This is a genomic window from Blautia parvula (assembly GCF_020215665.1).
GTDB lineage: Bacteria > Bacillota > Clostridia > Lachnospirales > Lachnospiraceae > Blautia > Blautia celeris.
In genome coordinates this window covers 1664926-1680263 of record NZ_CP084061.1, presented here as the reverse complement: position 1 = coordinate 1680263, position 15338 = coordinate 1664926, and the positions used below count along the sequence as shown (strand labels likewise).

At 49.2% G+C, this 15338-nt stretch carries 11 protein-coding genes and 1 pseudogene; 10 read left to right on the top strand and 2 right to left on the bottom strand.

Annotation, left to right across the window (positions count from 1 at the left end):
• The first annotated feature begins 3 nt into the window (after positions 1 to 3).
• The 8 genes and pseudogenes from LC508_RS07860 (at position 4) to LC508_RS07830 (ending at position 9127) form a co-directional block, all read left to right on the top strand.
• Complete coding sequence (locus LC508_RS07860; protein WP_033142750.1) at positions 4 to 837, top strand: PHP-associated domain-containing protein; 834 nt, start codon at positions 4 to 6, stop codon at positions 835 to 837.
• 2 nt (positions 838 to 839) lie between these two features.
• Positions 840 to 2132, top strand: coding sequence for a homoserine dehydrogenase (locus tag LC508_RS07855; protein ID WP_033142751.1), 1293 nt, complete (start codon positions 840 to 842; stop codon positions 2130 to 2132).
• Between the two features lie 2 nt (positions 2133 to 2134).
• Positions 2135 to 3340: a serine-tRNA(Ala) deacylase AlaX gene (locus tag LC508_RS07850; protein WP_054352860.1), complete on the top strand. Its 1206-nt coding sequence runs from the start codon at positions 2135 to 2137 to the stop codon at positions 3338 to 3340.
• Positions 3341 to 3347: 7 nt separating this feature from the next.
• Positions 3348 to 3479, top strand: a pseudogene (locus LC508_RS28725) (hypothetical protein); the annotation flags it as partial.
• Positions 3430 to 4494, top strand: coding sequence for a phosphotriesterase family protein (locus LC508_RS07845; RefSeq protein WP_353964000.1), 1065 nt, complete (start codon positions 3430 to 3432; stop codon positions 4492 to 4494). The pseudogene LC508_RS28725 and the gene LC508_RS07845, both read left to right, overlap by 50 nt.
• Before the next feature lie 390 nt (positions 4495 to 4884).
• Positions 4885 to 5862: an Rpn family recombination-promoting nuclease/putative transposase gene (locus LC508_RS07840; RefSeq protein WP_103733273.1), complete on the top strand. Its 978-nt coding sequence runs from the start codon at positions 4885 to 4887 to the stop codon at positions 5860 to 5862.
• Positions 5863 to 6256: 394 nt separating this feature from the next.
• Positions 6257 to 8059 (top strand): ABC-F family ATP-binding cassette domain-containing protein, encoded by a 1803-nt coding sequence (locus tag LC508_RS07835; RefSeq protein ID WP_103732471.1) that lies wholly within the window; start codon positions 6257 to 6259, stop codon positions 8057 to 8059.
• Positions 8060 to 8191: 132 nt separating this feature from the next.
• Positions 8192 to 9127 carry a tocopherol cyclase family protein gene (locus LC508_RS07830; RefSeq protein WP_103732470.1) on the top strand — a complete coding sequence of 312 codons (936 nt, stop codon included), beginning with the start codon at positions 8192 to 8194 and terminating at the stop codon, positions 9125 to 9127.
• Here the strand turns inward: LC508_RS07830 and LC508_RS07825 are convergent.
• Entirely contained in the window at positions 9097 to 9480 is a 384-nt protein-coding gene (locus LC508_RS07825) for a winged helix-turn-helix transcriptional regulator (RefSeq protein WP_225305343.1), read from the bottom strand. The two genes, LC508_RS07830 and LC508_RS07825, sit on opposite strands and share 31 nt — an antisense overlap.
• Before the next feature lie 234 nt (positions 9481 to 9714).
• On the opposite strand from LC508_RS07825, the gene lon reads away from it, so the two are divergent.
• Positions 9715 to 11982 carry an endopeptidase La gene (lon, locus tag LC508_RS07820; RefSeq protein ID WP_103732469.1) on the top strand — a complete coding sequence of 756 codons (2268 nt, stop codon included), beginning with the start codon at positions 9715 to 9717 and terminating at the stop codon, positions 11980 to 11982.
• Between the two features lie 116 nt (positions 11983 to 12098).
• Positions 12099 to 12725 (top strand): flavodoxin family protein, encoded by a 627-nt coding sequence (locus LC508_RS07815; protein ID WP_033142757.1) that lies wholly within the window; start codon positions 12099 to 12101, stop codon positions 12723 to 12725.
• A 51-nt stretch (positions 12726 to 12776) separates the two neighbouring features.
• On the opposite strand, the gene LC508_RS07810 is transcribed toward LC508_RS07815, so the two are convergent.
• Positions 12777 to 15239: a cation-translocating P-type ATPase gene (locus LC508_RS07810; RefSeq protein WP_118594059.1), complete on the bottom strand. Its 2463-nt coding sequence runs from the start codon at positions 15237 to 15239 to the stop codon at positions 12777 to 12779.
• Positions 15240 to 15338 lie beyond the last annotated feature (99 nt).

The window sequence follows — 15338 nt, the reverse complement described above, 5'->3', positions numbered from 1 at the left end:
GTCGTGAAAATTGACATGCACTGCCATACAAAAGAAGGATCTATAGACGGCAAAGTGAGCATCGAAGAATATATCCGTATGCTGAGAAACCAGGGATTCGGCGGAATGCTCGTGACGGATCATGATTCTTATGGGGGATTCCGCCATTGGAAAAAGAATATCAAGGGTCAGAAATACTCGGATTTTGTGGTGCTCAAAGGAATCGAGTATGACACGCTGGATGCAGGACATATTATTGTCATTATGCCGGAAAGCATCAAGCTTCGTCTGCTGGAGCTGCGGGGGATTCCCATTCAGATGCTGATTCCCATAGTACACAACTATGGCGGAATCCTGGGACCGGCTCATCCCTGCGGGGAAAAATATATGAGCTTTATGAATGCCAAGGCCTATAAGAGGAATCCTGATATTTTAAAAGAATTTGATTTTATTGAGACCTTTAATGCCTGTGAATCCTTAGAGGTCAATGAAAGGGCAGCCAGGCTGGCAGAGAAGTACAATCTGACAGGCACGGGCGGAAGTGACGCCCACAGGGCTGACTGCGTGGGAAAAGCATACACAGAGGTGCCGGACACTATTACCTGTGAATCGGATCTGATCACGGAGATTATCAAAGGCACCAAGTTTGAGTGCGGCGGCGAGATCTATAATAAGACCACCAAGGACAAGATAGGTAAGGCCAATGCGGTTCTGGTCCATTCCTTTTGGGTCTACAACAAGATTGGTGGATGGAGCAAGGCCTTTAAACGGAATAACAAGATGAAAAAAGGGTTTATCGAGAGGGTGGAGCAGGTTGTGAAACCCAAAAAGGAGGAGCCGGAGGACGGAGAAGAATAGTTATGAGTGAAAAAGTGATAAAAGCTGCCCTGCTGGGGCTTGGAACCGTTGGAAACGGTGTATATAAAGTTCTGAAAAACCAGAGAGAAGAGATGGAGAAAAAAATCGGAGCCGTGGTGCAGGTGGAGAAGATCCTGGTCCGCAATCTGAAGAAAGCGGCTGCCAAGGTGGAAGATCCTTCCATACTGACCAATGACTGGAAGGCCATTCTGGAGGATCCGTCCATTGAGATCGTGATCGAGGTCATGGGTGGATTTGAGCCTGCAAGGACTTATATTCTGGAAGCGCTGCGGGCAGGCAAGCATGTGGTGACGGCAAACAAGGATCTGGTGGCCTCCAATGGCGGGGAGCTGTTAGACTGTGCGGCTGAGCACCAGTGTGATTTCCTTTTTGAAGCAGCAGTGGCCGGGGGCATACCCATTATCCGGCCGCTGAAGCAGTGTCTGGCCGGCAATCATATTGAGGAAGTCATTGGCATTGTAAACGGCACTACCAACTTTATCCTGACCAAAATGACCCAGGAGGGGATGGAGTTCTCCGAGGCGCTGGCTCTTGCCACAGAGCTTGGCTATGCGGAGGCGGACCCGACTGCGGACATCAGGGGATATGACGCAGGGCGCAAGATGGCGATTATGGCATCTATTGCTTTTAACTCACGGGTGACTTTTGAGGATGTGACCACTGAGGGCATCACTCATATCACAGCAAAGGATATCCGCTATGCAAAAGAGCTGGGCTGTCTGATCAAGCTGCTGGGACTTGCAAGGAACACAGAGACGGGAATCGAAGTGCGGGTACAGCCCATGCTGATCTCCGAGAGCCATCCCCTGGCTTCTGTGAATGACTCCTTCAATGCGGTCTTCGTAAGAGGAGACGCTGTGGGAGATACCATGTTCTACGGCCGAGGTGCCGGAGAAATGCCCACAGCCAGTGCCATTGTTGGGGATGTATTTGATATTGTAAGGAATATCCGGTTCGGCTGTACCGGAAGGATAAGCTGTACCTGTTACAAAGAGCTGCCTGTGAAGAAGGCAGATGACATGGACAGCCGCTTCTTCCTGCGCCTGCAGGTGGATGACAGACCTGGTGTGCTGGCCAGCATCGCCAGTGTGTTAGGCAATAACGACGTGAGTATTGCGCAGATGATACAGAAAAATAAAGACGGGGATCTGGCTGAGATCGTGGTCGTGACATCAAAGGTGCGGGAAGGCAATTTCAATGATGCCATGATGATAATCGAGGGCATGAGTGTGGTACATAAGGTTTCGGCCCTGATCCGCGTGTATGGAGACTGAACATGACTGAAAAATTATTTTACAGAGACAGCATGATAAAAGAATTTCAGGCGAAGGTGGTTTCCTGCAGCCCGCTGTCTGAGGAAGAATATACAAATAGAGGAATAAACTATGAGGTGGTTCTTGACAGAACCGCCTTTTTCCCGGTGGGGGGAGGCCAGTATGCGGATACCGGTGTTCTGCGCCTGGCGGATTCGCAGATCCGCGTTCTGGATGTGAGAGAGCAGGATGGCATTGTCCTTCATTGTACGGACAGACCGGCAGAGCCCGGGACTGCTGTTACGGGGGTACTGGATTTTGAGGAGCGTTTTTCCAAAATGCAGCAGCATACGGGAGAGCACATTGTATCCGGGATCGTAAACCGGCATTTCGGTTACCGGAATGTGGGATTTCATCTGGGAGATGAAGCTGTGACCATGGATTATGACGGCCCTCTTACCGAGGAGGAGCTGCGCAGGATCGAGTGGGAAGCCAATCGGGCAGTGGCAGAGGATATCCCCATAGAAGTCCTGTATCCCACTGAGGAGGAGCTGGATACCATGGCCTACCGCAGTAAGATCGAGATCGAGGGTCAGGTCCGCATTGTCCGTATTCCGGGATATGATACCTGTGCCTGCTGTGCGCCCCATGTAAAGACAACCGGAGCGGTGGGAATGATCAAGATCACCGGTGCTATTCATTATAAAGGCGGCATGCGGGTGAATATGCTCTGTGGTTTCCGGGCGCTTGAAGATTATAACAGAAAAGAGGAGAGCGTGGCAGCCATATCGGTCAGACTTTCAGCCAGACAGGAGGAGGTCGTGCAGGCAGTTTCCCGCCTGGAGGAAGAGATTGCCGGACAGAAAGAGAAGATCAAACGTCTGCAGGAACACTATCTGAAACGCCGTTTGTCAGAGGTCACACCTGATACACCGGCAGTGCTTCTGTTTGAGGAGGAGCTGGACCCGGCCGCCATGCGTCGTTTTGTCAATGATGCCATGGAGATCACTGAGGGTATCTGCGGAGTATTTGTAGGCAGTGACAAGGCGGGCTACCGCTATGTTTTGGGCAGTTCAGGAAGAGATATCACTGCTCTTGCAAAAGAGATGAATCAGGCCTGCAGCGGAAAAGGCGGCGGCAGACCACCCATGGTACAGGGGTCTTTGACAGGGAAACGGAAAGACGTAGAGAAGGTGCTTTTGGGCCGGAAAATCTCCAGCAAAGTGTGACGTACAGGCTGCTGAAAGCAATTTTCAGACACGCTCCGGCGTATATTTATGGATTGGAGGGTTTTACATTTATGAAACGAGTAACAACCGTGTGCGGGGATATTGCTCCGGAAGAATTGGGATTTACGGATATGCATGAACACATTATGTTCAACGGCGCAGATATGGGGGCAATCTGCAGACCGGCCATGCCCACGGACCTGCCGGTCAAATACGAGGATAAGGTCTCCCTGGAGAATATCGGATTTTTGAAGAGAAACTTTCCGCTGGTGCAGGATGCCATGGATCTGAACGATGAGGCCGCCATGACCCGGGAAGTGCAGGAATATAAAGATTCCGGCGGAGATTCCATGGTGGAGCTGAGTGTCCCCGGAATCCGTCTGGATGTGGAAGCAGTCAGACGGATCTCAGAGAAGACAGGCGTCCATGTCATTACCGCTGCCGGTTATTATGTGGAGACTTCCTGGAATGGAAAATATGACGGATGGAGTATCCGGCAGTTTTATGACCATCTGATGGATGAGATTGAAAACGGAATCGAGGATACGCAGATCCGGCCGGGCTGTGTAAAGATTGCACTAAACGATTTTACAGAGGCAGAGGAAAAAGCGCTGAGAGCCGGCGGCCAGGCGGCAAAAGACACGGGGATGTCCATTACCGTACATCCGGATTATGCCTTCGGCGGCACGCCGGGTGAGATCGTGGAGATTCTCATGGAAGAAGGCGTGAATCCTGAGAAGATTGTTATCGCCCACATGGAGACAACCGTGAAAAGACCCATGAAGGAAATGGTCCTCTATCCGGAAAAATGGGGACTGGATCTTGACGTGGCAAAACGTGTGCTGGATAAAGGTGCAAATTTTTCAGTGGAATTTTTATCAGGTGACATCGGCCTGGAGGCCCTCGGAACTGCGCCGATTCCGGACTGGATGAAAATGGCAGGCATTGTGCGTCTTATCCAGCAGGGATACAGCCGCCAGATCGTACTCGGCACAGACATGTGTGTAAAGACCATGTGCAGACAGTTTGGCGGAGAGGGATACTGCAGGCTGACAAAGTTCGGTGTGCCTGCTCTGAAGAAATACGGTGAGGTCTCTGACCTGGCTGTCCGCAATATGACTGTAAACAATCCGGCCAGGATTCTTGCATACTAAATCAGGGCACTGTGTTTTTTTGTTAAGGGTATAAAGAAATTACATAATGCATAGGAAACAGGGGTATCGTTCCGTCTTTGGGAATCGGATACTCCTGTTTTTTTGCTTCAAAGTGTGCTGTTGTCTATAGGAGTACCGGTATATAGTTGTTCTTGAGCAATATTAAAAACAGATATTGCAATGTAATAATATGCATTATATAATAGGAGTATAAGCAGAAGAAATAATGTTTATTTGTTCTTATTAAATTTTATAGAAAGTTCATTTGCTCTTTTTTTCTCCGCATGATATTCTGGAAACATCAAATCGCTGCATCCAGCAGCATATGTATCCATTCCGGCCGTTCGGCCAGACGATTTCCAGAAATTAAAAATGATATAAGGAGGAAAAATGGGAGTAAAAGATAATATCATTACGCCGTATTTTGAGGACTCTACTGTGTTCTGTGATTTTATAAACGGTGCTGTTTTTAAAGGAAAACAGGTATTGCGGCCGGAAAACATAGAACAGTTACCAAGAGAATTGATCATGCAGCTTCCCTGGGAAACGGATGGCAGATCAAATCAAAAGACCTTGATAAGAGATACAGTGAAACAGGCATATTTTCATACAATGTACGTGATCTTTATTTGTGAAAATCAAAGTGAGGTGCATTATGGAATGCCGGTGCGTATGCTTCTATACGATTCTGTCCAATATGGGGAACAGATGAAAAAGAGGCAGAGAGAAAATAAGAAAACCGGAGACTTGAAAACATCAGCGGAGTTTCTGTCTGGTCTTCATAAAGGAGAGAAACTTATGCCGGTAGTAAGCGTTGTTTTTTATTATGGAGACAGTCCCTGGGACGGACCGCTCAGCATGGAGGAAATGATTCTGCTGCCGGATGATACGGCAGAATTAAAGGAGTATCTGCCGGGGTATAAAGTGCATTTGATCGATGCCAGGAACACAGACCCGGATAAATTTTCGGGTGATTGGAAAGTGATCCTGGAAACATTGAGATGCGGAAACTGTAAGGATGATCTGATAAGATATGTAGAAAGTCATGAAAAAGAACTGGAAGAATTATCGGCGAAAGCAAGCAGAGCTCTGCTTACCATGCTGGGCCGGGATATAAAAGCAGAAAAGGATAAGGAGGAATTTACTATGTGCAGAGCATTGGAAGAATTAAAAGAAGAAGCAAAAATGGAAGAAGAGATTCATGTGATCCGCAAATTGCTGAAAAATGAACTCACACCGGCAGCCATCAGTCATTGGCTTGATATGGACAAGGCATATATTGAGAGGATTGTGGAACTGCAGAATCAATACCCTGACTACAGCAATGCACAAATCCTGGCTGAATATGAGGTATCAAATGCAAAATAATTTTACAAATGATGCAAAACCTTTCTATCCTGAACCCATATGAGGGCACAGCAGCCTGAAGTCTTCAACATCCTGACAGGAAATCCACCATGCATCCGGCGGACCTGGTGTATGCCATAGATAAGGGAAGGTTACTGTTCACGGCCAATGTCCCGGGAGGTGTTTTCCCCAAGGGGATGCTGCGCGATGCGAATCAAAATCCCGAGTTAGCCAGCGCCAAAATGCAATTTATTGCATTTTGTGTGCATCGCGAAGCGTGTTACTGATCACAGAACTGTGCTTTTGCAGGGCCGTGAACAGTAACAAGGGAAGGCTGTCCGGATAGAAGTTGACGTTCTGTTAAAAATCATTTATGATGAATATGGTCAGAATGAGAATAAGAGGAGCGTCACAAATGAACATATTAAATATAGAACATATCAGTAAAATATACGGAGAAAAGACAATCTTCGAGGATGCATCTTTCGGTATCCACGAAGGTGATAAGATAGGCATCATCGGGATCAACGGCACAGGAAAGACCACACTTCTCAGAATGGTTGCGGGAATCGAGGAGCCGGATGCAGGACAGATCGTCAGACAGAACGGACTGCGTATTGCATATCTGCCTCAGAACCCGGAATTTCCCCAAGATGCAACGGTCTCTTCCTATGCCCTAGGAAAGTCGGCGGAGACAGACTGGAAGGTGCAGAGCAATCTGACGAAGCTTGGAATCGCGGAGTATGACACACCGCTTGCACAGTTGTCAGGAGGGCAGAGAAGGAAGGTGGCTATGGCTAAAGTGCTGGCCTCTGATTTTGACGTTCTGCTGCTTGACGAGCCTACCAATCATCTGGATGAGGAGATGATCGTCTGGCTGGAAGAGTACCTGCGGGAGTACAGGGGCGTGGTACTCATGGTGACCCATGACCGCTACTTCCTGGACAAGGTCTCCAACCGGATCCTGGAGATCAGCCGGGGAAATATGTACAGCTATGATGCCAATTATTCCAGATTCCTGGAGCTGAAGGCCGAGCGGGAGGAGATGGAACTGGCATCTGAGCGCAAACGGCAAAGTGTCCTTCGGATGGAGCTGGAGTGGGCGAAGCGCGGCTGCAGAGCAAGGAGTACAAAGCAGAGGGCAAGGCTGGAACGTCTGGAAGCTTTGAAAAACGGTAAGGCTCCGGTACAGGACCAGGCGGTGGAGATGGATTCCGTGGAGACAAGGATGGGGAAAAAGACCATCGAACTGCACCATGTGAGCAAAAGCTATGGTGAAACCAAATTGGTGGATGATTTTGACTACATTGTGCTGAGAAACCAGAGACTGGGCATTATCGGTCCCAATGGCTGCGGAAAATCCACCCTGATCAGAATGATCGCAGGTCTGATACAGCCGGACGCGGGAGAGATTGAAATCGGGGAGACCATAAAGATCGGCTATCTGGCACAGGAAGAACCGGATCTGGATACGAACCAGCGGGTGATCGACTATATCAAGGATATTGCGGAGTATGTGCAGACAAGAGACGGAAAGATCAGTGCCTCCCAGCTCCTGGAACGCTTTTTATTTACACCGGATATGCAGTACACGCCTGTGTGTAAACTCTCCGGCGGAGAGAAGAGAAGACTGTACCTGCTCTCCGTGCTCATAAGCGGAGCCAATGTGTATATTCTGGATGAGCCATCCAACAATGTGGATATCCCTACGCTCACCATTCTGGAGGATTATCTGAATTCTTTTTCCGGGATCGTGATCACAGTGTCCCATGACAGGTATTTTCTGGACAATGTGGTGGACCGGATCTTTGAATTTGACGGCAATGGCCATCTGCAGCAGTATGAGGGCGGATACACGGATTATCTGGAAGCCAGGAAAAACAGGTCTGCAGGTACGGACAGCGGTGTTTCCCTGAAAAAGGAGATACCGGAGAAAAAAGAAGGGTCCAAAGAGTGGAAGCAGAGCCGTCCGGCCAAACTGAAATTTACGTTCAAGGAACAGAGAGAATATGATACCATCGACGATGACATTGCGGCTCTGGAGGAGAAGATAGAAAAACTGGACAGAGATATGATGGCAAATGCCACCAATTCATTAAAGCTGTCTGAGATTACTGCCGAGAAGGAAAAGGCGGAGGCAGAACTGGAAGAGAAGATGGAGCGCTGGGTCTATCTGAATGACCTGGCGGAAAAAATAGAAGAACAGAAAAACGCCTGAACAAACAGCGTATAGCGTTTAGAAATGCCGTACATCCTAACTATGTCAATAAAACAGACGCAGTCATATGGGCACAGCCGGTAAAACACCGGTGCCCATGTGCAGAGGAACTGAGACATAGAGGTGAAGAACATGAAAGAAACATGTATTCATAAGGGATGTGCGGCATTTTTGTTCCCTTATTTTGAAGGCTGGTATCTGAAACACCAGAACCGGGACGATACCATTGCATTTATTCCCGCAGTCCATGCGGATCAGAACGGACAGTGGACCGTATCCCTGCAGATCGTGACTGAGGAGGGTTCCTGGTATTTTACTTATCCCAAGGAGGCCTGCCGCATCAGCAGAAAGCCCTTTGCTGTAAGGATTGGAAGAAATATTTTCACGGAAAAGGGAATACAACTGGATATAAAAAGCAGAGATTTGACGGTAAAGGGAAGTATTGCGTATGGGCCTTTTGACAGGTTGAGGTATGATATTATGGGATTTTTTAAATATATTCCCTTCCTGCAGTGCAGCCACGGCGTACTGAGCATGCATCACAGTCTCAGAGGCGGACTGACGGTAAACGGCAGGAAAATCTCTATGACAGGCGGAAGAGGGTATATAGAGACAGACAAAGGCCGTTCCTTTCCGAAGTCCTATCTCTGGACGCAGTGCGGATACGGGGAACGCAGCAGTGTTATGCTGTCTGTTGCGGATATTCCCTTTTTGGGCTTTCATTTTCAGGGGTGTATCTGTGTGGTACACTGCAGGGGCAGGGAATACAGAATGGCAACTTATCTGGGCGTCCGCATAGAGGAATACGGGGAGGGCAGAGTGACTGTCAGGCAGGGGAAGATGCGGCTCTGTGTACACAGGCTGGAGGAGGCATCCCATGACCTGAAAGCCCCCGTGCGCGGGGAGATGACCCGCACGATCCGGGAAAGCCCTTCCTGCCGCGTCAGATATGAATTCTGGCTGGGGGATGGGCTGGTATTTGATATTATTTCAGAACAGGCATCCTTTGAGCAGGCAGATGAAAGTGCGGGCAGCACCTATTTTACCTCCCTGCATTCTCCGCAGTAGGGGGATTGTGTCCGGAGTTTATCCATATGGAGTTTCCCCCATTTGGACAGGCTTTCAAGCGGCTCCAGAATGCTGCGCCCTTCTTTTGTGAGGGAATATTCCACCCGGGGCGGTATCTCATTATACTGCTCCCGGTGGACAATTCCGTTTTCTTCCAGTTCTTTTAGAGACTGGGAGAGCATCATATTAGTGATACCTACAAGCTTTCGTTTCAGGCTGTTGTACCGCACGGATTCTTCCCGTGCCAGGATACAGATAATGGGGAGCTTCCATTTTCCTCCCACCATATTCAGGGCGTACTTCAGCGGACAGACCGTGTTGTTTTCCTCTTTTTCCATGGATGATGCGTACATAAATCCTTTCCTGCAGCCATTCAGTCAGTTGAACAGCTGCCTTTTCCTTTCTATAGGATCTGAGTAGGTATGAAAAAGCATACCAGGTATGAAAATACTGCGTACTTGTAAAATAATTATTGAATGGTAAAATTATATCACAATACTTGGCGGATTCCAACGGATTCGCTATATATTTTAACTTGATGCTAGCACTCGATTGGGTTGAGTGCTGATAAAGTGAGGAGGATGCATATGATTACAATACCTATTTTTGATATGATGATACTGCCGGGCGTTACCTTTTTTTTCAAAAAAGATATTTTTACAGACCAGGAGATAACAGCAGAGCATGTGGGCGAGGATGTTCTGTTCCTGATGATGAAGCAGGATAAGAAACGGGAGGACATGACACCGGAGGATATCTGTCCCATAGGGGTTTCCGGTAAGATCGAAAGCATAGACGAGGAAGGAAATATTCGTGTCCGTACAAAGGAACGGGTCACAATCTCCGATGTGGAGGTGACCATGCAGTCCATATCCGCTTCAGCAGCCATCTGCGGTGAAGTGGAGGATATTTCCGATGAAGAGATGCAGAAGCGTTTTGAGACACTGAAAAGAGATTTACTGAGATTTGTGCAGATGTTTCAGTGGGGCGTGTGGGCAAGGAGCTTTATCCTGCACTGGAAAAATATGAATGAGATCCTCTGCGCCCTCTCCGGTTACCTGAATCTGTCCTGGCCGGAAAAATATGCTGTTTTGGAGGCGGATACCAGAGGACAGAGATGTGAACGGATCGAGAAGGCCATTTACGAGTTTATCGAGCTGTTCAAAGTCAGCGAGGAGGCCCAGAGTGCCCAGAAGGAGACGCATGAACAGGCGTACAGAGAGTCAGCCATTAAAAAACAGATTGATTTTCTGCAGAATCAGTTGGATGAGATGCATCCTGAAAACATTTCCGATGTGCGCAGATTTGAGAACAAACTAAAAGAGTCGGGTATGAACGAGGAGGCACGAAAAGAGGCTGAAAAGGTATTAAACCGTATGAAGCAGGAGGGCAAGGACAGTCACGAGTACGGTCTTCTCTACGATTATCTGGATTTTGTGACAAGCCTGTCCTGGAAAACGGGTGAGAACCCTGACATCGATCTGGGAGAAGCGGAAAAAATCCTGGATGAGGAACATTACGGACTGAAAAAAGTAAAGGACAGGATCATCCAGCAGATTGCTGTCATGGCATTGAATAAAAAACAGTCAGGCTCCATTCTTCTCTTTGTAGGCGCTCCCGGTACCGGAAAGACAAGTATCGGGCAGAGTATTGCAAAAGCCCTCCACAGGGAATATGTAAGGATCAGCCTTGGCGGTATCCGGGATGAGGCGGAGATAAGGGGACACAGAAGGACGTATGTAGGCGCCATGCCCGGTCGGATCATGGAGGGCATGAAGCGAAGCGGAGCCATGAACCCGGTCATGGTATTGGATGAAGTGGATAAGCTGGCAAAGGATTACGGCGGTGATCCGGCAAGTGCACTTCTGGAGGTGCTGGACCCGGAACAGAACAACAGCTTTACAGACCACTATATGAATGTGCCCTATGACCTGTCAAACGTATTCTTCGTCTGCACGGCCAACAGCACAGACACCATACCGGAGCCGCTTTTAAACCGCATGGAAGTGATCCAGTTCCCGGGATATACACCCATTGAAAAGTCCCATATTGCAAGAAAGCATCTGCTTCCCAAGGCTATGAAGAGTATGGGCATCAAGGCCCAGAACCTGAAGGTGACGGATGAGGCCATTATGAAGATCATCAGCGATTATACGGCAGAGGCCGGTGTCCGCGGTCTGAAAAAACAGATGGATATCCTGTGCCGCTTTGCTGCGGTGAAGCTGGTCAGGGGAGAACAGAAGAGCATCACAGTCAGTGAAAAACGTGTCCCTGAATTTTTAGGAAGGAACGCCATGCATCACGAGGGGATTCTTCAGGAAGCCGTACCCGGTGTGGTGACAGGTCTGGCCTGGACCCGGGCGGGAGGAGAAATTCTGTTCGTGGAGACAACGCTGACCAGGGGAAGCGGAAAGGTGAGGATCACCGGACAATTGGGAGATGTAATGAAAGAATCCGCTGAGATAGCCCTGACACTGGTAAAGGCCATGTACCCGGAGGAGACGAAGCAGCTTGACGAGAAGGACCTTCATATCCATGTCCCCTCAGGAGCGGTTCCAAAGGACGGTCCATCTGCGGGAATCACCCTGGTGACTGCCCTGTCCTCCCTTGTGACAGGAAATGCGGTCAGCCCGGAATATGCCATGACAGGTGAGGTTTCACTCCGCGGCGGCGTTATGCCTATCGGCGGCCTTCCCGAGAAACTGATGGCAGCCCAGAGAGCGGGTGTGAAGAAAGTATTTATCCCTTATGAAAATGTGGAAGACCTGGAGGAAGTGGCAGAGGAGGTGAAGGAAAAGCTGGAGATCATACCGGTGAAAAAAGCAGCGGAGGTCCTGAAATGCGTTTTTTCATAAAAATGTGCGGAAAAGGCAGCGTCAGCAGGCATCCAGCCCATAGCAAAGGGATTTTTAAAGGCTGGATGCGTAACAGTCAAGTATCAGCGTCAGCAGACGGGAAAGAAGGCAGATAAATGAAAGTTCTTTTGATCAACGGAAGTCCAAACGAACACGGCTGTACCTACACAGCCCTCTCAGAGACAGCGGAAACGCTGCAGAAACACGGGATTGATACAGAGATCCTGTATCTGGGCAAAAAGCCGGTGGCGGGCTGCATTGCCTGCGGCAAATGCAGAGAGACAGGAAAATGTGTCTTTGACGACAAGGTAAATGAGGTGATAGATAAACTGGACAGCATTGACGCTATTGTAGTCGGCTCTCCGGTCTACTATGCAGGCCCCAGCGGGCAGCTCACCGCATTTCTGGACCGTTTGTTCTACAGCGGCGGCGGCAGAATGGCCGGAAAGCTGGGAGCCAGCGTGGTATCCTGCAGAAGAGGCGGTGCCAGCGCGGCATTTGACCGGCTGAACAAATATTTCACCATCAGCAGCATGCCGGTTGTCTCATCCCAGTATTGGAATCAGGTACACGGATTTACGCCGGAAGATGTGAGAAAAGACGGGGAAGGACTGCAGACCATGCGTACTTTGGGAGAGAATATGGCATGGCTGCTGAAATGCATTGAGGCGGGCCGTGAAAAGGGTATTTCGTTACCGGAATATGAGGAGCGCATAGCAACACATTTCATTATGCAGAAATAAAAGAAACGAGTGCAGGATACCGGCGGTAAGCGGCGGCAGCCTGCACTCGTTTTATGATAATCCGTTTATCCCGTGCTCTTTTAGACGGAGATATAGATTGCGGCATTTTTCGATTGCCATGGTGAGGTATCTGAGCACCGGTTCTGTGGCAATGGCAAATACCACGAAGAGCATAATACATTTGGTGGACATGCCGGTGAGGGCAAACAGGTTGTTTAAAAACAGACTGCAGAAGATAAGCCCGGCAATGGTTCCCAGCAAAATCCCCACACGGATCTTGTTCATGGGCGCGCTGATCTTGTAGAGGATCATAAATCCCACGATTGCCAGCAGCATGGTGGCCGCGGTTGAGATATCCGTGGAGTTTACTCCAAAGGTCCGCCCGAACACCACCAGCGCTCCTACTGCCAGAACGTCCGTCAGTGCCGCCGGCATGGCTTTCAGGCATACATTGGTGAGAAAATGCCCCTTGATGATATTTTTATTCGGCTCCAGCGCCAGGAAAAAGGCCGGGATGCCGATGGTGAACATGCTGATCAGGGATACCTGTGAGGGTTCCAGCGGATAGGTCAGCATAAATACAACTGAGAACAGGGAGAGCAGGAAGGAAAAAATATTCTTAACCAGGAACAAACTGGCGGAACGCTGGATATTATTTACCACCCGCCGTCCTTCCAGAACCACCTGCGGCATACAGGAAAAATCAGATTCCAGCAGTACAAGCTGGGAAGCCTGGGCTGCCGCGTCACTTCCTGAGGCCATGGCAATGCTGCAGTCCGCATCCTTCAGGGCCAGCACATCGTTGACACCGTCTCCTGTCATGGCAACTGTTTTGCCGGCTTCCTTTAAGATCTGTACAAACTGTCTCTTCTGGTTGGGAGTGACACGCCCGAAGACGGTGCTGTTCAGGACAGCCTCCCGCATTTCCGCGTCTGTCTCCAGTTCCGAGGCATCCACATAATTCTCAGCCCCGGCGATACCTGCCTGCTTTGCCACTTCAGATACCGTAGTGGGATTATCCCCGGAAATCACCTTCACCTCCACACCCTGCTCGGCAAAGTAGGTAAAAGTCTCCTTTGCCTGCCTGCGGATGGGATTTGCAAGGAGAATGTAACCTAAGGGGATGATGGGGCATTGGAGCGCTTTGCCGTCAATCTTTTCCTCGTAAGTTCCGAATACCAGGACGCGGGAACCTTTGGAGGCGTATTCTAATATTTCATCTCTGTAATCCTCATAATCCTCTTTCAGCACAAACTCCGGGGCGCCCAATACACAGGTCACATCCTCAAAGGTCACACTGCTGTATTTGGTGGCAGAGGAGAAGCCTGTTTTGCTCACGGCCTTTTTGCCGGAGGTAGTTTTGAAATGTTTTTTGATGGCAGCCATGGTGATGTTGTCACTGCTCATGGCCGCTGCAAAATCCCCGATCATCACAGACAGTGGTTCCATCTCTTCGGAATCGTAATCTTCCGTTGCAATGACCTCCTGGACTTCCATGGAGTTTTCCGTGATGGTTCCCGTCTTATCTACACAGAGCACGTTGACCCTTGCCAGCGTTTCAATGCATTTCATATCGTGCAGCAGGACTTTTTTCTGGGCCAGGCGGATGGAGCTTACGGCCAGAGCTACGCTTGCGAGAAGGTACAGCCCTTCGGGGATCATGCCGATGACAGCAGCCACCATGGAGGTGACGCTGGAGCGAAACGCCTCATGCTGGAAGAAAAATGCCTGTATGAACAGCACAAGGCCAATGGGGATAATGGCGATGCCCACGAATTTTACCAGCTTATCCAGGGAGCGTATCATCTCTGACTGTTCCCCGCTCTGCATTTCCTTGGCCTCCAGAGTCAGGCGGGAGATATAGGAATCCTTCCCCACTTTGTCAAGTCTTGCATGACACTGGCCGGATACGATGAAGCTGCCTGACATGAGCCGGTCCCCTTTTTTCTTGGTGATCTCATCCGATTCACCGGTGAGCAGGGATTCATTTACCTGCACTTCCCCGGCGCTGACCTCTGCGTCTGCGCAGACCTGGTTGCCGGCTTTGAAGATGACCATATCATCCAGCACCAGTTCCTCGGCATTAACCACTGAAGTTTTGCCGTTACGCACCACTGAGGCATTGGGGGCATTTAACATGGTCAGATTATCCAGGACCTGTTTGGCACGCACCTCCTGAATAATACCGATCAGAGTGTTGGCAATGATGACTGGGAGAAAGGTCAAATCCCGGAAAGATCCCACGATACAGAGCAGGACTGCCAGCACTACGAAGATTAAGTTAAAATATGTGAAGACATTGTCATGTATGATTTCCTTTGTGGTCTTGGACGGCGGGTCCACCGCTTTGTTGGTCCAGCCGTGAAGTCTGTGCTCCTGCACCTGCTGGCTGGTAAGCCCGGTTTTGTAATCCGGATGATACCGGGTGGTTGGAATCCTGCGGTCCTTTTTTTCCTCTTGACTGTCAGATAGCTGGGGTTTTGTTTGTTTTTTCAGTTTTATCTGTTTTTTCACGAGTATACTCTCATTCCTTCCTGACGAAGACATTTTGTCTTTCGTATTTTCTGTATCTGATGCATATATTCTAACACAGAAGAGAGAAAAATACCAATT